Raw genomic sequence first — 21,438 nt, 5'->3', positions numbered from 1 at the left:
GGGCTGCTCAGGTTTGCCCCACCACGCCGGCCTGGCAAGCGATGGGGCGCAGGTTAAGGCGCCTTTGCGGTCGATTGTACTGCTGCGGCGGCGGCCGGGGTGGCTGGCGCCGCGGGCGGCACGAAGGGCCCTGGGTCGGCACAGGCAGCTGTCTGCACTGGCTCATGCGTGCCCTTGCCGCTGGTCTTCATGTCGCCGTAGTACCGTGCCGCAACCTTGTCCTGGGCCTTGCAGAGCTGGAACGCGGCCACCTTGTCGGCCCACGCCGTACGCGCTTTCGTTTCCTCCGCCTTGGCCTTCTGGGCATCGGTCGGCGAGGGCAGCTTGGCCAGCGCGGCTTGCGTGCCGGCGAGACCAGCGGTGCCTGCGGCCAGGGCAATCAGCATCAGTATGCGTTTCATGGTCGTGATCCGTGAAGGCGGGTCTGCAGCAATGTCTCAGGCCTCGCCCGGGGTACGCCGGCCAGCGGTGCCTGGTTCCGGCGTCGTCGAGCGCTGCGCCGGGATCTTGCCGGACTTGATGTCGTCGTACCAGAGTTCGTGGTGCTCCCTGGCCCAGGCTTCGTCGACCCAGCCGTCGCGCATCGCACGGTAGGCGCCTTCCATGCCGATGGTGCCCATGTAGATATGGCCCAGCGACATCGCGATCATCAGCACGGCCGCGATGCCATGGATCACGTTGGCGATCTGCATGGTGGCGCGGTAGTAGTCGAGCCCCGGCACGATCATGTCGAGCACCCAGCCCGACGCGGACAGGATCAGACCGAAGATCACCAGCCCGCCCCAGAACCACATCTTCTCGCCGAAATTGAACCGGCCGCTCGGCACATGCTTGCCGCTGGCCAGCCCGCCGAGGCTAGTCACCCAACGGACGTCGTCGCGGCTGGGCAGGTTGTCGCGCACGAAAATCACGAAGGCGACGATGATCGACAACGTGAACACTGGCCCCGCCAGGTTGTGGATGTTCTTCAGCAGGTAGCTCAGCCAGCCGAACAGCGTGTGTCCCATGATCGGCAGCAGGAAATGCTTGCCGAACAGCATCACGATGCCCGACACGCCGAGCAGTACGAATGAGATCGCCATGGTCCAGTGCACGATGCGCTCGATCGGCGTGAAGCGCTCGATCATGCGCCCGGTGCGCGGCTCGCGCAGCGGGATGGTCCCGCGCCAGGCGAAGAAACCGAGGATCGCGAGCGGCACGATCACCAGCAGCCAGCCGCCCCATACGGTGATCACGCCATTGCGGAACAGCCGCCACTTCTGGCCGGTCCGCTGGATCAGCACGCCGGCTTCCTTGGCCGGCAGGCTGCTGTAGTGAGCCTGGTCGGAATTGACCTCGCGCCATACCGGCGCGTTGTTGCCCGGCTGCGTCACCGTGCGTTCCTGCTGCGACCTGGCCTCGCCGGCGATATCGCGGCGAGGCACGTTGAAGATGTTCTCCGAGGCTATACCCGCCAGCGGCTGCGCAGGATGCGTGGCCGGGTCGTTCGCGTCCGCCGGTTGTGCGGCGATAGCGGCGGCAGAAGCCGGCGGCGCCGAAGCCGGTGCCTGCGCCAGCGCGGCGCTGCCCGCGAGTGCCAGCCAGGCCAGTGCGCTGGCAGCGAGCCAGCGGCAAGGGTTCTGCGTGGGCCTCATACGCGCTCCTTCGGATCGCCCCGCCCTGCCTGCTGCGCAGTCACGGCGTACGGTTGTATTCGTTCTGCAGCTGATTGCGCTGGCGGATCTGGTTCTGCCAGCTCGTCTTGTCGCCCGCGGTCCAGCCTTTGACGACGAAAGGATCATCGGGCGCGCCCTGCCAGGCGGCGGCATCGGTCTTCTTGTGCGAGGCGGTCGTGGTCTGTGCCTTTTCGCCACAGGCTGCGAGCAGCACGCCGGCCGCGGCCAGCACGGCCATCATTGCGATGCGCGTCATGATGGTTGCCCCCCATTCGCGGTTGCGCTCCCGGTTGCGCTCCCGTTCGCGCTTCCGCTCGCATTACCCGGTGCGGGAGCGGCAGGTGCAGCGGGCGCGGCCGGCGCCTGTTGCGCACCGCCCTTCGTGCCGTATGCGGTACCCCAGCCGAACACATCGCCCCCTTTGCCGCGCTTGATCACTCGATTGCGCAGGATGTCGGCAATCACGTCGCCATCGCCGCCGAGCAGCGCCTTGGTCGAGCACATTTCCGCGCACAGCGGCAGCTTGCCTTCGGCCAGGCGGTTGCGGCCGTACTTCTCGAACTCGGCCTCCGAGCCGTTCTTCTCGGGCCCACCCGCGCAGAATGTGCATTTATCCATCTTGCCGCGCACGCCGAAGGTGCCCGTGGACGGGAACTGCGGCGCACCGAACGGGCATGCGTACGAGCAGTAGCCGCAGCCGATGCACACATCCTTGTCGTGCAGCACCACGCCGTCTTCGGTGCGGTAGAAGCAGTCGACCGGGCAGACCGCCATGCACGGCGCGTCCGAACAGTGCATGCAGGCGACCGAGATCGATTTCTCGGCGCCGACCACGCCGTCGTTGACAGTGACCACGCGGCGCCGGTTCACGCCCCATGGCACCTCATGCTCGTTCTTGCAGGCGGTGACGCAGCTGTTGCATTCGATGCAGCGCTCGGCGTCACAGATAAATTTCATGCGGGCCATGGTGTCATCCTGCGATCAATGTCATGCATTCAGGCAAAGCGTTCGATCTGGCAGATCGTGGTCTTGGTTTCCTGCATCATCGTCACCGAGTCATAGCCGTACGTGGTGGCCGTATTGACCGCTTCCCCGCGCACGATCGGCATCGCGCCGTCCGGGTAGTAGTCCTTCAGGTCCTTGCCCTGCCACCAGCCCGAGAAATGGAACGGGATGAAGGCGGTGTCCGGCCCCACGCGCTCGGTCACCAGCGCGCGCACCTTGATGCGCGCACCGGTCGGTGTCTTCACCCAGCAGAAGTCGCCGTTGCGGATGCCGCGGTCGGACGCCGCGCGCGGGTTGATCTCGACGAAGTTCTCCTGCTGCAGTTCGGCCAGCCACGGGTTGGAGCGCGTTTCCTCGCCACCGCCCTCGTATTCGACAAGGCGGCCCGAGGTCAGGATGATCGGGAACTTCTCATAGACCTTGTTCTCGATGTTGCGCTGCTGCACGGTCTTGTACAGCGTCGGCAGCCGCCAGAACGCCATCTTGTCGTCGTGGGTCGGGTACTTGGCGACCATGTCGGGCCGCGTGGAATACAGCGGCTCGCGGTGCTGCGGAATCGGATCGGGGAAGTTCCACACCACGGCGCGCGCCTTGGCATTGCCGAACGGATGGCAGCCATGCACCTTGAGCACCACGCGCTGGATGCCGCCCGACAGATCCGTCTTCCAGTTCTTGCCTTCGGCGGCCTTTTTCTCGTCGTCGGTGAGGTCATCCCACCAGCCGAGCTTCTTGAGCAGCACGTGATCGAACTCCGGATAGCCGGTAGTGATCTCGGCCCCCTTCGAGCAGGAACCGTCCTCGGCCAGCAGGTTGACGCCATCGCGTTCCACGCCGAAGTTAGCGCGGAAATTGCCGCCGCCATCCATCACGTGCTTGCTGGTGTCGTACAGGTTCGCCGAGCCCGGATGCTTGAGTTCCGGATTGCCGTAGCAAGGCCATGGCAGGCCGAAGTAATCGCCGGTCAGGTCATAGCCAGTCGCGGCGTCCTTGCCGCCACTGCAGCGCAACGTCTTCACGTCGAACATCTGCATATTGCGCATATGGGCCTTGAGGCGTTCCGGCGACTGGCCGGTGTAGCCGATGGTCCAGTTGCTGCGGTTGATCTCGCGCAGGATCGACTCGATCTCCGGCTCCATCCACGTGCGGCCGGCGCGCTTCACCTCGATCATCTTGTAGTTCTTCGACAGCTCCTTGCCAAAGCCCAGCTTGTCGGCGAACGCCTGCATGATGGTGTGGTCGGGCATCGATTCGAACAACGGCTCGATAACCTTTTCGCGCCATTGCAGCGAGCGGTTGGAAGCCGTGCAGGATCCCGATGTCTCGAACTGCGTGCACGCCGGCAGCAGGTAGACCGCGCGGTTCGGATTGACCTTGTCGCCCTCCGCCGGCGGCATGTTGGCCATGGCGGCGGTCGCGGACGGATACGGGTCGATCACGACCAGCAGGTCCAGCTTGTCCATCGCCTTCTTCATTTCCAGGCCGCGCGTCTGCGAGTTCGGCGCATGCCCCCAGAAGAACACGCTGCGGACGTTGTTGTCCTGGTCGATCAGTTCGTTCTTCTCGGTGACGATGTCGATCCATCGCGACACGGTCGTGCCGGACTTCTCCATCATCGTCTGCGAGGCGAACTGCTTCTTGATCCATTCATAGTCCACGCCCCACACCGCCGCGTAGTGCTTCCACGCGCCGGTAGCCAGGCCGTAGTAGCCCGGCAGTGAATCAGGATTGGGGCCGACGTCGGTGGCGCCCTGCACATTGTCGTGACCGCGGAAGATGTTGGCGCCGCCGCCCGACACGCCGATGTTGCCGAGCGCAAGCTGCACGATGCACGACGCGCGCACGATGGCGTTGCCGATCGTGTGCTGCGTCTGGCCCATGCACCAGACCAGCGTGCTGGGCCGGTTCTTCGCCATGGTCTCAGCGACCATCTTTACCTGCGCCTCGGGCACGCCGCAGACTTCCTCGACCTTGTCAGGCGTCCACTTGGCCAGCACTTCCGCCTTGACCTTGTCCATGCCGTAGACGCGGTCTTGCAGGTATTTCGGGTCTTCCCAGCCGTTCTGGAAGATGTGGTAAAGCACCCCGAACAGGAAAGCGATGTCGGTGCCCGAGCGGATGCGCACGTAGTGGTCAGCCTTGGCGGCCGTGCGCGTAAAGCGCGGATCCACCACGATCACCTTGCAGCCGTTCTCCTTCGCATGCAGCAGGTGCAACATCGACACCGGGTGCGCCTCGGCCGCGTTGGAGCCGATATACAGAGCCGCCTTCGCGTTCTGCATATCGTTGTACGAGTTGGTCATCGCCCCGTAGCCCCAGGTGTTCGCCACGCCCGCCACGGTGGTGGAGTGGCAGATGCGCGCCTGGTGGTCGGTGTTGTTGGTGCCGAAGAACGACACCCACTTGCGCAACAGGTAGGACTGCTCGTTGCTGTGCTTGGACGAGCCGACGAAGAACAGGGAATCGGGACCGGTCTGCTGGCGCATCTCCTTCATCTTCGCGGTGATCTCGTCGAGCGCCTGGTCCCAGCTGATGCGCTGATACTTGCCGTTGATCAGCTTCATCGGGTACTTCAGCCGGTACTCGCCGTGGCCATGCTCGCGCAGCGCGGCGCCCTTCGCACAGTGAGCGCCCATATTGATCGGCGAATCGAACACCGGTTCCTGCCGCACCCACACGCCGTTCTGCACCACCGCATCCACCGCGCATCCGACCGAGCAGTGGCCGCACACGGTACGCTTCACCACGATGCCGCCCTTGCCTTCGGCGGCTGCGACGGTCTTGTCGTCGGCGGCATCGGCCTTGCGCAGCAGCGTCAGTTGCGACGCGGCCAACCCCACCCCGACACCGATGCCGGAACGCTTGAGGAAGCTGCGCCGGTCCATGGTCGGCATGGCGCCGGCCAGGCCTGCGGCAAGCCGCGTCGCAAGCCTGCCGCTACCGGATGTCGTGGATGTCGTGCTGGCCTGTGCCAGGCCATCAGCGAGTCGGGTCGATGCGCCCTGCGCCGCGCGTTTGCGGGTCAAGATCATGTCTCACCTCAGCAGAGGAAAGCAGCTGTTCAGCCCATGCGGATTGGCGGCGCCGCGTTGCCGGCGCGCCGGCATGCTTACACGAGTGTGGTGCGGTAGTACTTGCGAATGTGTTCGGAAACGCGATAGCCCTTGTTCTCCGACGGTGCGTCGGAAGGCTCGGGAATCGCGGCGATCCCGGCTGGCGCGGCCGGACCCCGCGCCGTCAGCGACGCTGCGCCTGCGGCGGCAGCGACAACACCAGCGCCCGCCAGAAACGTGCGGCGCGCGACCCTGGGTTGCGTCTCTTTCATGTGGGGCACTCCTCGGTTCGGCACTCCACTGCCGATGATTCAGCCGTTATGCGTTGTTATGCATATTCTAGGTGCAAGACAGCTGAAAGACCATGCCGTTACCGGGTTAATCCCTATTTCGGAGAGGGATGCCCCCCATTCGATTCAATGCATTTCGAGCTGCACAGCTTCGACGTCTGCAAAGGCCTGCATCAGTCCCGCAACGCTGCGATAGAACCGCGCTTTCGGATGCCCGCTTAGTGCATCGCACAATTTCCCGATCCATGGCTGCATGTGCTGCGCATAGAAACGCTGCTGCTCGCCAAGGTTGGAGACGCCCACATCATCGCCAGCGACCAGGAACCGCATTACCTCGCACAGCGTCGCCACATGGTCTTCGGTCTCGCTGACATTCTCGTGCCGAACCAGCCCGTAGCGCGCCAGGTCGTCGCGCAGCGCAACCAGCGGGCGCTCGTTCAGGAAACCGGTGAGGTAGAACGAGCCATACAGAAAGACTTCCTGGCGGCCGACGCCCTGAAACAGGTCCTGGTACTCCTCTTGCGCCTCCAGCTCGCTCGTGGTCGATGCCGCATCGCACAACATATTCCACGCGCGGCCCAGTACCGTGTCCGCATCCTCGCCGTGCGCGCGATTGGCCGCGATATGATGGAGCAGCGCGGAATCCGGCGCGCGGTAGAACAGTGTGGCCAGCAGGCCGTACAGGTCCGCGCGGGCAATGTCCTCGGCGTCGCCGACGGGCGCCGCAGCCGTGAGCTGGATGGGCTGAAAATCTGTCATGTCGTGATGAAATTTTTGGTGAGGCTCCAAACGCTTATCGAAGCGTGGCGCCGCTAATGGCGCCGGGATCGCGCTCCATCATGTCGACGACGCGGCAGTCCGGGCACATCTTGAGGCGCTCGGCGGCCGCGCCGGCAAAGGCGGGATGGCCGGCCAGCCGGACCAGCATCGATTCCACCATCTGCGCCGTGCCGAACGGCTTGGCGCAGCGCACACAGTGGAATGGCTGCGACTCGTTGAGCGTGACGTTGCGCCGCGCGGCCTCGCCGGTCAGCAGGCGGGGCACGAGCGTGATCGCGTGTTCCGGGCAGGTCTTCTCGCACAGGCCGCACTGGACGCAGTTGCGCTCCAGGAACCCCAGCACCGGGCGTTCCGGGTTGTCGCGCAGCGCCTGGGTCGGGCAAGCGCCCACGCAGGCCATGCACAGCGTGCAGCTTGCGGTATCCACGACTACCGCGCCGATCGGGGCGGCGGATGGCAGCGGAACGATATCGGCCGGTACGGGCGCATGCCGCATGAGATGGTCGAGCGCGAAGTCGAACATTTCGCGCTTGGCGGCCACGGCACCGAAGGGCGCCGGGGGCAAGGCGTGGCGGGCGGGCCGCAGCGCGGCAAGCCCGGCATCCAGCGATGAAGCATCGGCTGCCTCGACCAGCGACACCGCGCCGGCCTTGTAGCCAAGTCCCCCCAGCAGCGCCCGCGCCACATCGATCTGCTCCTGCAGGGCGGTACGGTACTGCGGCGCCTCGTCACCGGTCAGGAGTATCGCCACATGCGCCGCGCCCCAGCACAGCGCCGCCAGCCAGAGTTCCAGCCCGGCCGAGGCCGGATGGAACACCTGCACCGGCATCACGTTCGGCGGCACGCCCTGCGCCAGTCCGGCGCGCGCGGCACGCCCGAGCGCCAGGATGGCCGGCGTGCCAGCCTCTTCGCCATGCAGCAGCACCACGGCGTCTCGGCCGCCTGCCGAGCGATACGCCGACAGCAGCGTGCGCAGGCGCGTGCCCAGCACCTCCGGGGCCGGATACGCGTAGCTGATTGCCCCGCTCGGGCAGACCGTGGTGCACGCTCCGCAGCCCATGCAGAGATTTGGCGTGACCTCGATGCGTCCCTTGCCGTCATGCCATTGCGAGCGGATCGCCTGCGTCGAACAGATGTCGATACAGGCCGTGCAGCCGGTGGTCTGGTTGCGGCCGTGGGCGCAGAGGCTTTCCTTGTAGCGGAAGAATTTCGGCTTTTCGAACTCGCCCACGAGCTGCGTCAGGGCCAGCGCCTGTTGTTGCTGGCGCAGTGCGGCGCCGCCTGCGTGCAGGTAGCCCTGCGGCGGCTGGTGCATCGTAAAGGCCGGCGTGTCATTGAGGTCGAAGACCAGGTCGAAACGGCCCCCGGCAACCGCCGCCGGCCGGTCGAAATCGATCGCAGCCGCCGCGCCGCAGGCGCGCACGCAATCGCGGTGGGCACGACAGCGGTCCATGTCGATCTGGTAACTGAAGTCGATCGCGTTCTCGGGACAGGCTTCGATGCAGGCATTGCAGCGCGTGCACAGATCGAGGTCGATCGGGTTGCCGCGGCCCGCGCCGGTATCCCACGAGGCCTCGAACGCGCCCAGCCACCCGGATAGCGCGCGCAGCGTTCCGCTGTGCACTGGCCAGGCACGCTCCGCTGGCGCGGCAGCCGATGCCACCTGAATGTCGCCGTGCGTCAGCAGGACGGTGACCTCCAACGACATCGCCGCCAGACGTTCGGCCCACGGCAACGCGCGATCGGGGGGGCCCATCACGAGCACGGAGCCGTCTGAACGGTAGTCCACCACGGGGACCGGGTCCGGCTCGGGCAGCGCGGCGACGGCCAGCAGCGCGGCAATCTTGGCGTTGGCGGTCTTCGGGTCGCGCTTTGCGCCCTGCGACCAGCCGCCGGTCTCGCGGATATTGACGAAGCGCACAGGCGCGACCACCACCGGGCGGCCGTTGTCGCCGCGCGCGGCCTGCGCGGCCACCTCGGCAAAAAGATGCCGCTCCTGCGTGCAGGCGACGATCACGTCGTCCGTGCCGTCGAGCGCCGCCATGAAATCGCCGATCTCCCGGCGACACAGCAGGCGGTGGACCTTAAGCGGGCCACCATGGGCTTGCGACAGCGCCGCCCCATCAAGCGGCATGGTCTCATTGCAACTGCAAATCAGCGTCGGCATGGCGAATCCGGCTGACCGGCCCGGATGCCCTTCTTGCGAGGGTCTGCAGGCCGGGAGTTCATGGGGAGTCCTATTCTAGGCGCGGCTGCAGCCGCGGGGCTACGCGTGTTTATCCGGCCCCGTATCCTCGGGCTGCGCCGGAGATCCGGACGGGGCCGCGTCATCCGGTGCGGCATCGGACAACGCTGCTGCCTGCGCTGCTGGCGCAGGCAGCTCTTCGGCGTCCGTCGCTCCGGTTGCTTCCGTCGCCTCCTCGGCGTCGAACAATCCCAGCGCCTCCGACTGCCGCAGGCGCCGCAGCACGTCGGGGGGAATCGGGTCAGGCTTGCCGTAGTCGTCGATATAGGTATCGAGACCGTCCATCACATTGAAGTGCGGGTCGGCAAACAAGTTCTTGAGCGCGGCGCGCTTGACGCCCTCGTCCACGCCGCGCACGACAAAGCGCGCGATGTTATCGCCAGGCTGCAGCAGGGCCACGTCGGCCATGGTCGGCAACTCGACCGGCATTTCGGCGGCGGCCGGTGTTTGCTCTGCAGCGTCCGGCACTTGCGCGGGCAAGGTCGCTTCGGGTGCGTCAGGTTCGTCCGGCACGACACCGCCTTCCCGCACTGCGGCCTTGCGGCGCGACCAGCGTGACAGGAAGGACGATTCGCTCATGGCAGGTGGCCGTCAGTAACGCGCGCGATCCTCCGGCGCCTTGAACGACTCGGGCCGGCGGCGCTGCTTCGGTTCGGGGCGGTAGTTCTGGTCGACGTAGGCCTGCAGCCAGTCACGCTGGTCGGGCGCAAGCGGCACGTTTTCCACGGTTTCGCCGGCGTCCAGCCAGCGGCCGGCCTCGTTGTACGACAGCGAGACCGTCACAGGCACCGGCCGCGCCTCGTCCGCGGGCACGTCTTCCTGCATGCGCCAATGCACGAACCAGCAGGGCTGCGTCGATGTGAGGTTGAGGTAGTAGCCTTCGCCCTGGTCATGGAACAGCACGACCTCGAACCCCGGATACAGCCAGCGTGCGCCGTGCTCGTCCTGCTCGAGGCACATGGGCACGGTGCCGAATTCGCCCAGGTCCGGCCAGACCGCGTCGAGTTCCCATTTCCAGGGCTGCCAGCGGCTGGCCAGCGCCACCCTGCGCATGACCACCGCCATGGTGACGGCGGGACGGGCTTGCGGGGCGCTCGTTTCCATGGCGCAGGGCCTCAGGTGTTCTGCACGACGATGCTGGGGAACTTGCTGGTCATGTCGCGAGCCTTGTCGGCCACCTTGATGGCGACCTTGCGGGCGATGCCACGGTACAGCTCCGCCACCGGGCTGTCGGGGTCGGATACCACCGTCGGGCGGCCCGAGTCCGCCTGTTCGCGGATCGACAGGTTCAGCGGCAGGCTGCCCAGCAGGTCGACCCCGTAGTCGGCGCACATCTTTTCGCCGCCGCCCTGGCCGAAGATATGTTCGACGTGGCCGCAGTTCGGGCAGCAGTACACCGCCATGTTCTCGACGATGCCCAGGATGGGGATGCCCACCTTCTCGAACATTTTCAGGCCCTTCTTGGCGTCTAGCAGTGCAATGTCCTGCGGCGTGGTCACGATCACGGCACCCGTGACCGGCACCTTCTGCGACAGCGTGAGTTGGATGTCGCCGGTGCCCGGTGGCATGTCGACGATCAGGTAATCGAGGTCATGCCAGTTGGTCTGCCGCAGCAGTTGTTCAAGCGCCGACGTGACCATCGGGCCGCGCCACACCATGGGGTTGTCCTGTTCGATCAGGAAACCGATCGAATTGGCCTGCAGGCCATGGCCTTCCAGCGGCTCCATGGTCTGGCCGTCGGACGATTCCGGGCGGCCGTCGATGCCCAGCATCATCGGCAGGCTCGGGCCGTAGATATCGGCGTCCAGCATGCCAACACGCGCGCCTTCGGCAGCCAGCGCCAGCGCCAGGTTGACCGCCGTGGTGGACTTGCCCACCCCGCCCTTGCCCGACGCCACGGCAATCACGTTCTTCACGCCAGCCAGCAGCTTGACGCCACGCTGCACGGCGTGGGCGACGATCTTCATGCTGATGTTGACGCTGACATTGCTGACGCCAGGCAGTTGACGCACTGCAGCGACAACCAGCTTGCGAATCGGCTCGAACTGGCTCTTGCCCGGATAGCCGAGTTCCACCTCGAGCGACACGTCGCCGCCGTCGACACGGATATTCCGGGCCGAGCGGGTGGACACCAGATCTTTGCCCGTATTGGGATCGATGACCGTGCGCAGGACTTCCGTGACCTGTTCAGTGCTGAGGCTCAAGACAAACTCCGCTTGTTTGTAGATAGTGGGGACAGGCTAATGTATCAAAGTATGAAGCAGTGGCCATCAAGTCCGCGAGTCGGCCCGCAATCCCTTGCATGGCTTATGGGTTTTCCCGCTGCGGGCCGCGTGGACTTTTTGTGGGATTACAGACATTTACAATTCTCACAAGCTTGCACTTGTGCGCGCGCCGCCATATCCATATTGTAGTGCCCCGGTGCTGCACGGGGCTCTGCCCTGCCCGCCGCATGCACGGCGCCCAGGGAGTTGCGAGGTGCGCCGGGTGCGCAGCGCGTTACTATCGGCGTTACCATCTACGTTGCAGCAGGCAAGAATACTTCTACGGGATCTTCAGAAGGAGAAAGCATGAAATTCAAGTTCGCCACCGTCTCGCTCGCCGCGGCCACACTTCTGGCTGCCGGCTGCGCCACCGAACAACAGACGCACACCGCCGTCGGGACCGGCGTGGGCGCTGCCGTGGGCGCGGGGCTGGGCAACCTGATCGGCGGCAACACGACTGGCACACTGGTCGGCGCTGCCGTGGGCGGCGCAGTCGGTGGTGCCACGGGCTACAACTGGAACGCCATCCGCGGCAAGCTGAACAAGGACACGGCCGGCACCGGCACCCAGATCACCGAGCAGCCGGACGGCTCGCTCAAGGTCAATATCCCGAGCCAGGTCACGTTCGATACCGACAGCGCCACGATCAAGCCGTCGTTCCGCTCGGTGCTCGACCAGGTCGCCCAGACGCTGGGCCAGCACCAGGACGTGGTCGCCAATGTCGTGGGCCATACCGATAGCACCGGCAACGCGCAGTACAACATGCAGCTGTCGCAGCGGCGCGCCCAGAGCGTGGCCACCTACCTGGGTGATCGCGGCGTCGCACGGAACCGCCTCTCGGCCGAGGGGCGCGGCCAGACTCAGCCCGTCGCGGACAACGCTACCGAGGCCGGCCGGACACAAAATCGCCGGGTCGAAATTTTTTTGAAACCAATTCAGGGATGACCTAGTCATAGAAACAGGTACCGCTTGCCACCGTTGCTGGCTCGCGATAGGTGGCTGACCTCCCGGGCGGTGCCTGATTTCTCCTCCTTTTCCGTTGTGGAAAGCTGCGCCGGCGCTGACCGGCGCTTTTTTTTGGCCCGCGCCACAAGGAGTGTCCATACGAGCACTCGACAATCCACGGGATTTCGCCGCGCGCAATGCCGGCCCTGTGACGCGGTGCTTGCTAGAATAGCCCTTTCGCGCCTGCCGCCCGGCTTCGCCGTAGCCGCTTGTCCGAACGCTTCCCCGTCACCCCCACCGGCTCTTTTTTATGACCGCACGTCGTATCCTCGTCACATCTGCCCTGCCATATGCCAACGGCCAGATTCATATCGGCCACCTGGTGGAGTACATCCAGACCGACATCTGGGTGCGCTTCCAGCGCATGATGGGCAACGAGGTTTACTACGTCGGCGCCGACGACACCCACGGTACGCCGGTCATGCTGCGCGCCGAGAAGGAAGGCATCACGCCCAAGCAACTGATCGACCGCGTCTGGACCGAGCACAAGCGCGACTTCGACAGCTTCCTGGTGTCGTTCGACAACTACTACAGCACCGACGCGGAGGAAAACCGCGAGCTGTGCGAAAAGATCTACCTGGCCCTGAAGGCCGACGACCTGATCGCCGAACGCGAAGTCGAACAGTTCTACGACCCGGTCAAGAACATGTTCCTGCCGGACCGCTTCATCAAGGGCGAGTGCCCGAAGTGCGGTGCAAAGGATCAGTACGGGGACTCGTGTGAAGTCTGCGGCACCACCTATGTGCCGACCGACCTGAAGAATCCGTACTCGGTCGTCTCGGGCGCCACGCCGGTGCGCAAGTCGTCGACGCACTTCTTCTTCAAGCTGTCCGACCCGCGCTGCGAAACCTTCCTGCGCGAGTGGGTGGCCGATCTGGCCCAGCCTGAAGCCGCCAACAAGATGCAGGAATGGCTCGGCAGCGAAGGCGAAGCCTCGACGCTCTCGGACTGGGACATCTCGCGCGACGCGCCGTACTTCGGCTTCGAGATCCCGGGCGCACCGGGCAAGTACTTCTATGTGTGGCTGGACGCCCCGATCGGCTACTACGCAAGCTTCAAGAACCTGGCCGAGAAGAAAGGCATCGACTTCGACGCATGGGTCGGCCCGCACTCCACGGCCGAGCAGTACCACTTCATCGGCAAGGACATCCTGTACTTCCACACGCTGTTCTGGCCGGCCATGCTGCGCTTCTCGGGCTACCGCACGCCGACCAACGTGTTCGCGCACGGCTTCCTGACCGTGGATGGCGCCAAGATGAGCAAGTCACGCGGCACGTTCATCACCGCGCAGAGCTACATCGACACCGGCATGAACCCGGAATGGCTGCGCTACTACTTCGCCGCCAAGCTCAACGCGAGCATGGAAGACCTGGACCTGAACCTGGACGACTTTATCGCTCGCGTCAACAGCGACCTGATCGGCAAGTACGTCAACATCGCGAGCCGCGCGGCGGGCTTCCTGGTCAAGCGCTTCGAAGGCAAGGTCGACGAAGCCGCGCTGGCGCACCCGCTGCTCAAGCAACTGCGCGAAGCCGCGCCGCAAGTCGCGCAGCTCTATGAAGCACGCGAGTACAGCAAGGCGCTGCGCCTGGTGATGGAGCTGACCGACACGGTCAATGCGTTCGTCGATACCGAAAAGCCGTGGGAACTGGCGAAGGATGAAGCCAAGCGCAGTGCGCTGCATGCCGCATGCTCGGTGTCGCTCGAGGCCTTCCGTCTGCTGACGGTCTATCTGAAGCCCGTGGTACCGACCGTGGCCGCCGGCGTGGAGCGCTTCCTCAATGTCGAGCCGCTGGACTGGCGCGCGATCGACAAGCAGCTGTCGGCTTCCAGCCCGGTGCAGGCGTACCAGCACCTGATGACGCGCGTCGATGCCAAGCAGGTCGATGCGCTGCTGGCCGCCAACCGGGAATCGCTGCAGGCGACGGCGCCCGCCGCCGGCGCGGCAGCGGCCGCTTCGATCGAGCCGATCGCCGACACCATCACGATCGACGACTTCGCGAAGATCGATCTGCGGGTTGCCAAGATTGTGGAATGCCAGAAGGTCGAAGGCTCCAGCAAGTTGCTGCAGCTGACGCTGGACCTTGGCGAAGGCCGTACGCGCAATGTGTTCTCCGGCATCCAGTCGGCCTACACGCCGGAGCAGCTTGTCGGCAAGCTGACCGTGGTGGTTGCCAACCTGGCACCGCGCAAGATGAAGTTTGGCGTATCCGAAGGGATGGTGCTGGCTGCTTCGGCCGCTGATGAGAAGGCCAATCCGGGGCTCTACATCCTGGAGCCGCACAGCGGTGCGGTGCCCGGCATGCGGATCGGCTGATCTGCCTGCACGACAGGAAAAAAACGGCGGCGCCCTCCAGGCAGCCGCCGTTTTTCTTTATCGCCTCGGAGCTATCACCCGCCCTGCATGCGAGAAGGATCGTCGCTGCGCGACGTCGTCGTCACCACCCCCTCAGGATTGAAGTGCACATTAAAGAACGCCTTCTCCTGCGACGACTCCCACCACCGATACCCCCAAACCTCTTCCTTCTTCAAGGCAAATTTCTCAACCTTGGTCGGCTTGCCAAGGATCCGCCTGACCTGATCCTGGTTCATCCCAGGCCGCACGCGCGTGAAGTTCTCCGCGGTCAGCACCTGCTCGATGCGCGCGACCTTGCCATCCGCACCGATCGTCACCATCCAGGTGGTCGCTCCTTCCGGCCCACGCGGGTACTCCAGCCGCCGGGCCCCATTCTCATCTTCCCAGACGATATCGGGCTTGCCCGCCTGCCGCAGCACATCCTCTTCAGTCGACTGCCCCGGCTCGATGCCCTTGAACAGCTGGCTGTCAGGCTTGACCGAATTCCACGTCGCGCGCGCCGTGTCGCCGGCTTTTTTCATGGCCTCGTCGACCTTCCGCTGGTCGCAGCCAAACAATGCAAGCAAGGAAGCTATCAGACCCATGGCGGCAAGGCGTCGCGGCGACGCGTAATGGAATGGGGAACAATCAAAGCGGTCAGCGCTTGACCGGCTCAGCGACCGCGGCGGATGCGGCCTGCACCGCGCTTTCGATATCGGATTCGGGATTGCCATCGTCCTGGCTCCTTCTGGTACTGCTGCGGTTCGAGGCACCCGAAAACAGGACGCCCCAGTTATCGAAGCGGCGGTTGAACAAGACCGACAGGCCATTGATGGAGCCGCCCTTGGCGATCAGCGACCAGCGTCGCGAAAACGCCCAGGTCAGCTTGACCACGTTGGACGCCGACGTCAGGCTCTGCTCGTAGCCCACCGACAGCTTGTCGGTCACCGCCTTGCCCACGCTCACAACCTGCTGGTCGTTCAGGCCGGCGGTGGAAGGACCGATGGAAAACTCGTCGAGCCCGAAATGCTGCACGACGCCCTTCCCCGCCTTGCCGCCGATCATGCCGAGCGCGGCGCCGCCGAGTGCCGCGCCGCCGAGCTGCTTCTGCTGGCCCGCCGCAGCGCTTTCCGCTCCGTAGCCGAACATCAGCCAAGACAGCTTGTCTTCCTCCGGCACATTGGGCTCGGACACCAGCCGCACGCGCGGAAGCCGCACCGTGCCGGTCACTTCCACGCCAGCCTCCACTTCCTGTCCGCGCCGCATCGCGCGGATGTACATGTTCGGATTGTCGATCGGACCGTTGAAATTGATGGTACCGCGTTCGATGTTCAGCTTGCGGCCAAAGGCTTCGTAGGTGCCCTCGGTGACGCGCACGGTGCCCGTGGCCCGCATCGGCGCGAGCGGCTCGCTGCGCACGTTCATCTGCCCGGCCAGTTCCAGATCAGCACCGGCGCCGCGGAAGCGGAAGTCGTTGCCGAGGTCCACGGTAATCTCGATCAAAGGACTGAACTTGCTCGCAGGTTTTGCTTCCGGTGCGGGCGTGGCCGCCGTCTTCAGTTCGCGCTGGTCCTTGCGGCGCACCACCACGACGTCGTCGCCAAGCACCGGCGCGCCGGCCTTTGGCAGGTCGAACAGGCCGCGGTCGACGCGGAACTTGCCGCGGATCACCATCTGGCGGTTTTCGTTGCCAATGGTCGCATCACCCGACAGGATCAGCGTGCGTTCGGGGCTCGCGAACAACTGCAGCTTGTCGGCGACGATCCTGGCCGTCAGGTTCGGATCGGCCTCGCCCAGCTTGACGTTACCGGTCGCGGTGACCTTGCCGTCGCCGCCGCGGAATTCCACCTGCTTCAGCTCCACGGTGTTCTGGTCGAGCACAATACGCACGATGCCATCCGTGAGGCGGATGCCGAGGTCGTACATCGTCAGCGCGATGCCGTCGCCGTCGACGGTGCCAGTCAGCACCGGCGCGCCCACGGTGCCGGACAGCTTCAGCGCGGCCGCCAGCTTGCCTTCGAACGCGTACTGCGGGCCGCTCAGCGCTTCCAGCGATTTGAGCCGCGGCACATCCACTTGCACCGACCCACCCAGTGTGGAGGCCGGCCCAACGCTGAGCAGGCCTTGATCCGGCACCAGGCCGGCCGATACATCGACCGCCACCTTGCCGATGCGATCGGCCAACGTACCGCCACGCAGCGTGATGCGATTACCGGCAATATCGGCGCGCAGCGAGGTCTCGCCGAGCCCGAGCGATGTGAAGCCACGCCCCGCGTTGACCGAGGCATCGCCGCTGCGGCGTCGGATCTCGGCAAACCCGGCAGCGGTTTCCGCGAGCGTCAGGTTCCAGCGGCCATCGATGACCAGGTCGGAACGCAGTGGCGGCTTCTCACCCGTCAGCGTTTCGACGAGTTCGAGCACGTGGCCGACCTGCAAGCCGTCCAGGTGGCCTTGCGTGCGGATGCGGCCATGATCCCAGTTCAGGCTGTCGATCTGCAGCACGGCGCGATCGAACAGCAAGCGCGTGGCACCGAGCTCCAAGCGCTGCTCGGCCACAGTCAGCTGTGCCGGCGCGGCCAGCCGCAGGTTGACCGAGCTGCGTTCCTCAAACGTGCGGATGGTGCCCTGCCAGCCGTCCTTCGGCCCCTTCCAGCCGCCCTGCCCGGACAGTGCCACGTGCAGCGGCCGCTGATGCAGCGTGCCGTCAGCCTTGGCATCGAAAGTATGGCTGGCCTGCGTGCCGTTCAGCGTGGCGTCGAGCGTGCTGAGGCTGGCCTGCGGCCCTTTGTAGCCGCGCGCCGCGAGCTGCACCGACAGCGTGCCGTCGAGGCCGCCGCGTATCTCGGCATGGCCGCTGGCCGTGGCCACGCTGTGCGGGCCGACGGTCAGGGCCTGTGCGCTGTAGTCGCCCACGACCTCGGGCCGCTTGATCGTCCCGCTCACGTCGGCGTCAAGCTTCAGCTTGCCTGCCACGCCGAATTTCAGCCGATCGAGCTGGGGCGCATCCACGGCCACATGCAGGCGATCGCCGCGCGCGCCGAAACTGCCGCGCAGATCGACCTGGTTGCCGGCCATGCTGAGCGAGGCCTCGCTCGGCAGCAAGCGCTCGCCGGCCACGCGGATCTTGCCGGAGCCGGTCATCGGCAGGCCCGCGTACTCGCTCTCACGCACCGTGAAATCCACGGCGGCGCGAATTTCCTTCGCCAGCGTGCCTGTCGTGCTGAAGTCGGCATTGATGCGGCCGCTGGCAACCTTGGCGAGCCGCGCCGGATCGAACGCGGCCAGCTTGCCCTTGAATTCGAACGCCTGTTCGTCCTTGAGGCCAAGCTTGCCGTCGGCGGTGAGGGTTCCTGCCCCGAGCGTCGCGCGCAATGCCGACAGGGTCAGCGTTTCTTCGTCCATGCTGGCATCGGCAAACAGCTTGAGCTCGCCACCGGTCAGGTCCAGCGCCACACTCTGCCGGCCGGGTTCCAGGCGCACGGCCAGCGGACCGGACAGGCTGGCCTCTGTCAGGGAACCGTACAGCGCGGCCGGGTTGAGCCGGTGCACGTCCAGGTCGAACGCACCGCGGCCATCCTGCAGCGTGCCGCTGCCGGTAATCTCGGCCTTGCCGGACAGCGCAATACGCAGGTCGCGCAGGGTCTGGGACTTCTCGTTGAGCTGCACTTGCGCCTGCACGGACTGCAGCGGCAACTTGCCGGCATCGATCAGTCCCGGTTCGAGGTTGCGCACTACGATGTCGCCGGCCACGGTGAGCGGCGCGGCGGCGGATGCAGGCGCGGACACGGCGGAAGCCGCCGTCGATGCGGGTGCCGATGCGGGTGCCGATGCGGGTGCCGATGCGGGTGCCGATGGTGGCGCCGACGCAGCGGCTGGCTTCGCCGGCGCACCGGCTTCGTCGACCGGCCGCAATTCGGCATGGACCGTCAGGTTCGCCTGTGGCGCCGACGGACTGAACAAACGTGGATTGATGCGCTCCCCGTCGACGAGCAGGTGCGTGAACGGCACCTTGCCGAACGGCGTCACATCGGCATTCGCCCGCGCGCGGATCCGCTCGCCAGTGGCCTCGAGCTCGGCGCGCAATGTATCCAGAGAACCCTTCGCGCTCGCACTGATGGTGAAGGCCTCCTTCTGCCAGCTCGCCTCAAGCAGCGCCTCGGCGTTCAGCGCGAACGGCGCCTGCGCGGCGATCTGCGCGTTGGCGGCAAGCTTTCCATACGGTGTCTCGAGCCTGTCGATCGTCAGCCGGTGCCGCTGTCCGTCGGAATGAAAGGCCCCCGCGAGCCCGGAAAAGATCATCGGTTCCGTCGTGGGAGCCGGGCTCGTGCGTAGGGCCAAGCGGTCCAGCGTCAGCGTGTCGATGTCGATCGCCAGCGGCAATTCGAGCGAGGCCGGCATCTTTGCCGGCGTCGTACTGGGCTCCGATGGCCCGAGTTGCACATCCACCTTGCCGATGCGCAGCCACACCACATGCCAGTGCCGCGGCGACCACGCCAGGTCCCAGCTGCTGTCGACGCGATCGACGGTCACGCGCGTTTCGCCGCTCGCGAACACCACGTCGCGTAATCGCAGTCCCTGGAACACCGTGCCGCCCTCGAACTTGCCCGAGAGCATGCCCGCCGACAGCCTGGTGGCCAGCGTCCATAGCTGCCGCGTGCCGGTTTCCGAGCGCAGGGCGAACACGCCGGCAGCAACCAGCGTGACCAGCAGGGCCACCAGCAAGGCGGCGATCCAGCCGAGCACTCGCCAGATTCGCCGGCGGCGCCGCGGCGGGGGCGTGGGGGACGGCGACTCAGGCGGCGGCACGTCGCCGCCCCGGCCCGGCACGGAAGGCATGTCGACGAGGCTCATCAGAACGCCACCCCGAGCGAGATATGGGGACGGAACTGCTGTTTCTGGACACCGTAGCCCACGTCGAGCTGCACCGGCCCGACCGGGCTGCGCCAGCGCGCGCCGATACCCACGCCGTTGTAGATCTTTACGTCATTGAGCGCATCGGCTGCCGTGCCGGCGTCCCAGAACACCGCGACACCCCATTCGGGCTTGAACCAGTACTGGTATTCCAGTCCGCCGGTGGCGAGGTACTTCGCTGGCAGCACGCTCGAGCCGCTCGGCGTGCCGATCGACTGGTAGCTGTAGCCTCGGATGGAGTCGGTGCCGCCGGCCCGGAAGCGCAGCGTCGCCGGGATCTTGCTGGAATCGGCGGTGGTCATGTTGGCGCCCAGTTCCAGCCGCGCGACGAACAAGTCGCGATTGCCAACCGGCACGTACTGGCGGATACGCCCGTACATGCGGAAGAACGTGGCATCGCTGAGCAGGCCCTTGGCCGCCACGCCAAGCTGGGTACTGATGACATTGCCGCGGCGCGGGAACACGGGGTTGTCGACATCACGCCGCGTCCAGGCAAAGGCCGGCACCAGCGCCTTGCTGATCTGCGCCTGCTGGCCCTCCGGCAGCAGGTTGTCGTAGTAGAAGTCCAGCGACATCGTAATGTCGTACTTCTCGCGCGAGCGTGAGCGCTTCAGGCCCGCGCGCCAGCTGGTAGTGTCAGTGTTCTCGAGGTCGATGGTGCGCTCGTAGCTGCTGTAAATGCTGTTGCGGAAGGTACTGCGGTCCGGCGGCATGGCCGTTTCCGCGAACAGGTAGGAGCGCTTCTGCTCGATGCGGGCCTGGGAATCGAACACCCACGCGCGGTTGAACAGGTTGTAGTACGAATAGCGCCCTTCCACCTGCGCGCCGGTATCGGTGGTAAAGCCCACACCGCTGTTGAGCCGGTGCTCGGGATACTCGCGCACCTTGACCGACACGGGCGCTGTCACTACGCCGTCGGGCGGATTGGCCGCCGTGCCTTCGGGCGTGACCAGGTCGACCTGCACGTTCGAGAAATAGGGCTGGTTCTGGATCGCACGCTGCAGTTCCAGCAGCCGCTCCACGCGGTAGGGCTCGCCTTCGTTGAGCGGATTGACGTTGTAGATGATCTGCTCGGGATAGCGGCGCGTGCCGCTCACGCGCAACGGCCCCAGCAGGTAGGCCGGGCCGCTGTCATAGCGCGCCGACAGGTCCGCGCGCAGTTCATCGGGCTCGATCCGCGCCTGCGACTGCGCCAGCCGCGCGCCAAAGTAGCTGCGGCTCTGCAGCGTCACCAGCGCATCTTCCTTGGCCTTGTCCCAGTCCTCCTGCCGGAACGGGTCGCCCACCGGCAGGCCCCATTTCTTCTGCACCTCGGCCACCTGCTCGGGCGAGCGCGTGGCCGCGGGCCCGTCCACCTTGATGTCGACGTTGCGGATGATCGTGCGCGCGCCGGGATCGACTGTGACATGGACAACGCGCTTGTCGCCCTCGCCTTCCACGCGCGCGGTGGTGACAGGATCGAAATACCCTTCAGTCGAGGCAAACTGGCGCACCTGGTCACCCACGGTTTCCACCATGTAGGCGAACTGGTTGGGCGACAGGTCGGTGCGGTCCTTGTAACGGGACAGGTCGAGGTGGTTTTCCAGGATCTCGCGCAGCGGCTTGGGCGCCTCGACCTCCACCTTGTAGGCGGCCTGTGCCGGCAGCAGCCACGCGACGGCAAGCGCGGACAGGAACACCCTGCGCAGGCGCGCGGGTGTCCATGACCGCGCCTCCGGGCGGACAGTCCTGTCAGGGGCGGCCGCCACGCGGGCCGATTCGGTCCTTTCGGTCCTCATTCGCTGCAATTGCTCCGCCGGGCGGGATGGCGCGTGCCGGCAGCACGCAAAGTGGGTATTTGACCACACCCCCGCCTATGCCCGGAACCATGACCTGCGACAACATGCGCCCAGGTGCGG

Annotated in this window: 16 protein-coding genes; 2 read left to right on the top strand and 14 right to left on the bottom strand. The window is 65.8% G+C overall.

Features of this window, described 5'->3' with window-relative positions; genetic code table 11:
• Positions 1-53: 53 nt before the first annotated feature.
• The 11 genes from ACIGJG_RS03465 to apbC form a co-directional block, all read right to left on the bottom strand.
• Positions 54-401, bottom strand: a complete 348-nt coding sequence (locus ACIGJG_RS03465) for a hypothetical protein (protein ID WP_140950935.1) — start codon at positions 399-401, stop codon at positions 54-56.
• A 36-nt stretch (positions 402-437) separates the two neighbouring features.
• Complete coding sequence (locus ACIGJG_RS03460) at positions 438-1,634, bottom strand: formate dehydrogenase subunit gamma (protein ID WP_011296872.1); 1,197 nt, start codon at positions 1,632-1,634, stop codon at positions 438-440.
• Positions 1,635-1,674: 40 nt separating this feature from the next.
• The gene (locus tag ACIGJG_RS03455) at positions 1,675-1,911 is read right to left on the bottom strand and encodes a hypothetical protein (RefSeq protein ID WP_011296871.1); all 237 of its coding nucleotides are present in this window, start codon (positions 1,909-1,911) and stop codon (positions 1,675-1,677) included.
• On the bottom strand, positions 1,908-2,621 hold the full coding sequence (fdh3B, locus tag ACIGJG_RS03450; protein ID WP_011296870.1) for a formate dehydrogenase FDH3 subunit beta: 714 nt from the start codon (positions 2,619-2,621) through the stop codon (positions 1,908-1,910). The genes ACIGJG_RS03455 and fdh3B overlap by 4 nt, the downstream gene beginning before the upstream one ends.
• Positions 2,622-2,650: 29 nt before the next feature.
• Positions 2,651-5,689 carry a molybdopterin-dependent oxidoreductase gene (locus ACIGJG_RS03445; RefSeq protein ID WP_140950937.1) on the bottom strand — a complete coding sequence of 1,013 codons (3,039 nt, stop codon included), beginning with the start codon at positions 5,687-5,689 and terminating at the stop codon, positions 2,651-2,653.
• A 77-nt stretch (positions 5,690-5,766) separates the two neighbouring features.
• Entirely contained in the window at positions 5,767-5,982 is a 216-nt protein-coding gene (locus tag ACIGJG_RS03440) for a formate dehydrogenase (protein WP_041679490.1), read from the bottom strand.
• Between the two features lie 144 nt (positions 5,983-6,126).
• Positions 6,127-6,759: a TorD/DmsD family molecular chaperone gene (locus ACIGJG_RS03435; protein ID WP_140950938.1), complete on the bottom strand. Its 633-nt coding sequence runs from the start codon at positions 6,757-6,759 to the stop codon at positions 6,127-6,129.
• A gap of 34 nt (positions 6,760-6,793) precedes the next feature.
• Positions 6,794-8,947 carry a 4Fe-4S dicluster domain-containing protein gene (locus tag ACIGJG_RS03430; protein WP_483672754.1) on the bottom strand — a complete coding sequence of 718 codons (2,154 nt, stop codon included), beginning with the start codon at positions 8,945-8,947 and terminating at the stop codon, positions 6,794-6,796.
• A gap of 99 nt (positions 8,948-9,046) precedes the next feature.
• On the bottom strand, positions 9,047-9,604 hold the full coding sequence (locus ACIGJG_RS03425) for a DUF3306 domain-containing protein (RefSeq protein ID WP_483672753.1): 558 nt from the start codon (positions 9,602-9,604) through the stop codon (positions 9,047-9,049).
• A 12-nt stretch (positions 9,605-9,616) separates the two neighbouring features.
• Positions 9,617-10,129 carry a DUF3305 domain-containing protein gene (locus tag ACIGJG_RS03420; protein WP_011296864.1) on the bottom strand — a complete coding sequence of 171 codons (513 nt, stop codon included), beginning with the start codon at positions 10,127-10,129 and terminating at the stop codon, positions 9,617-9,619.
• An 11-nt stretch (positions 10,130-10,140) separates the two neighbouring features.
• Positions 10,141-11,229, bottom strand: coding sequence for an iron-sulfur cluster carrier protein ApbC (gene apbC / locus ACIGJG_RS03415; protein WP_011296863.1), 1,089 nt, complete (start codon positions 11,227-11,229; stop codon positions 10,141-10,143).
• Between the two features lie 366 nt (positions 11,230-11,595).
• Between apbC and ACIGJG_RS03410 the strand changes: the two genes are divergently transcribed.
• Together ACIGJG_RS03410 and metG are read left to right on the top strand one after the other, a co-directional pair.
• Positions 11,596-12,234 carry a YiaD family glycine zipper/OmpA-like lipoprotein gene (locus ACIGJG_RS03410; protein WP_011296862.1) on the top strand — a complete coding sequence of 213 codons (639 nt, stop codon included), beginning with the start codon at positions 11,596-11,598 and terminating at the stop codon, positions 12,232-12,234.
• Between the two features lie 310 nt (positions 12,235-12,544).
• Positions 12,545-14,611 carry a methionine--tRNA ligase gene (metG, locus tag ACIGJG_RS03405; RefSeq protein WP_011296861.1) on the top strand — a complete coding sequence of 689 codons (2,067 nt, stop codon included), beginning with the start codon at positions 12,545-12,547 and terminating at the stop codon, positions 14,609-14,611.
• A gap of 74 nt (positions 14,612-14,685) precedes the next feature.
• Here the strand turns inward: metG and bamE are convergent, their stop codons facing one another.
• The 3 genes from bamE to ACIGJG_RS03390 are packed head-to-tail and all read right to left on the bottom strand — an operon-like array spanning position 14,686 to position 21,318.
• Positions 14,686-15,234, bottom strand: coding sequence for an outer membrane protein assembly factor BamE domain-containing protein (bamE, locus tag ACIGJG_RS03400; RefSeq protein WP_011296860.1), 549 nt, complete (start codon positions 15,232-15,234; stop codon positions 14,686-14,688).
• Between the two features lie 52 nt (positions 15,235-15,286).
• Complete coding sequence (locus tag ACIGJG_RS03395) at positions 15,287-19,480, bottom strand: translocation/assembly module TamB domain-containing protein (protein ID WP_483672752.1); 4,194 nt, start codon at positions 19,478-19,480, stop codon at positions 15,287-15,289.
• On the bottom strand, positions 19,480-21,318 hold the full coding sequence (locus ACIGJG_RS03390; protein ID WP_011296858.1) for an autotransporter assembly complex protein TamA: 1,839 nt from the start codon (positions 21,316-21,318) through the stop codon (positions 19,480-19,482). The genes ACIGJG_RS03395 and ACIGJG_RS03390 overlap by 1 nt, the downstream gene beginning before the upstream one ends.
• Positions 21,319-21,438: the final 120 nt, after the last annotated feature.

The organism is Cupriavidus sp. C1SS-2L (genome assembly GCF_057073735.1).
Note: the sequence above shows the minus strand (reverse complement) of the source record. Positions and strands in the feature narration are given on the sequence as shown.

Bases quoted from the DNA above. Each gene is read 5' to 3' on its own strand.
- bamE (WP_011296860.1), bottom strand. From the start codon at position 15,234: ATGGGTCTGATAGCTTCCTTGCTTGCATTGTTTGGCTGCGACCAGCGG.
- ACIGJG_RS03425 (WP_483672753.1), bottom strand. From the start codon at position 9,604: ATGAGCGAATCGTCCTTCCTGTCACGCTGGTCGCGCCGCAAGGCCGCA.
- ACIGJG_RS03440 (WP_041679490.1), bottom strand. From the start codon at position 5,982: ATGAAAGAGACGCAACCCAGGGTCGCGCGCCGCACGTTTCTGGCGGGC.
- ACIGJG_RS03445 (WP_140950937.1), bottom strand. From the start codon at position 5,689: ATGATCTTGACCCGCAAACGCGCGGCGCAGGGCGCATCGACCCGACTC.
- ACIGJG_RS03465 (WP_140950935.1), bottom strand. From the start codon at position 401: ATGAAACGCATACTGATGCTGATTGCCCTGGCCGCAGGCACCGCTGGT.
- ACIGJG_RS03455 (WP_011296871.1), bottom strand. From the start codon at position 1,911: ATGACGCGCATCGCAATGATGGCCGTGCTGGCCGCGGCCGGCGTGCTG.
- fdh3B (WP_011296870.1), bottom strand. From the start codon at position 2,621: ATGGCCCGCATGAAATTTATCTGTGACGCCGAGCGCTGCATCGAATGC.
- ACIGJG_RS03390 (WP_011296858.1), bottom strand. From the start codon at position 21,318: ATGAGGACCGAAAGGACCGAATCGGCCCGCGTGGCGGCCGCCCCTGAC.
- metG (WP_011296861.1), top strand. From the start codon at position 12,545: ATGACCGCACGTCGTATCCTCGTCACATCTGCCCTGCCATATGCCAAC.
- ACIGJG_RS03460 (WP_011296872.1), bottom strand. From the start codon at position 1,634: ATGAGGCCCACGCAGAACCCTTGCCGCTGGCTCGCTGCCAGCGCACTG.
- ACIGJG_RS03435 (WP_140950938.1), bottom strand. From the start codon at position 6,759: ATGACAGATTTTCAGCCCATCCAGCTCACGGCTGCGGCGCCCGTCGGC.
- ACIGJG_RS03430 (WP_483672754.1), bottom strand. From the start codon at position 8,947: ATGCCGACGCTGATTTGCAGTTGCAATGAGACCATGCCGCTTGATGGG.
- ACIGJG_RS03420 (WP_011296864.1), bottom strand. From the start codon at position 10,129: ATGGAAACGAGCGCCCCGCAAGCCCGTCCCGCCGTCACCATGGCGGTG.
- ACIGJG_RS03410 (WP_011296862.1), top strand. From the start codon at position 11,596: ATGAAATTCAAGTTCGCCACCGTCTCGCTCGCCGCGGCCACACTTCTG.
- ACIGJG_RS03395 (WP_483672752.1), bottom strand. From the start codon at position 19,480: ATGAGCCTCGTCGACATGCCTTCCGTGCCGGGCCGGGGCGGCGACGTG.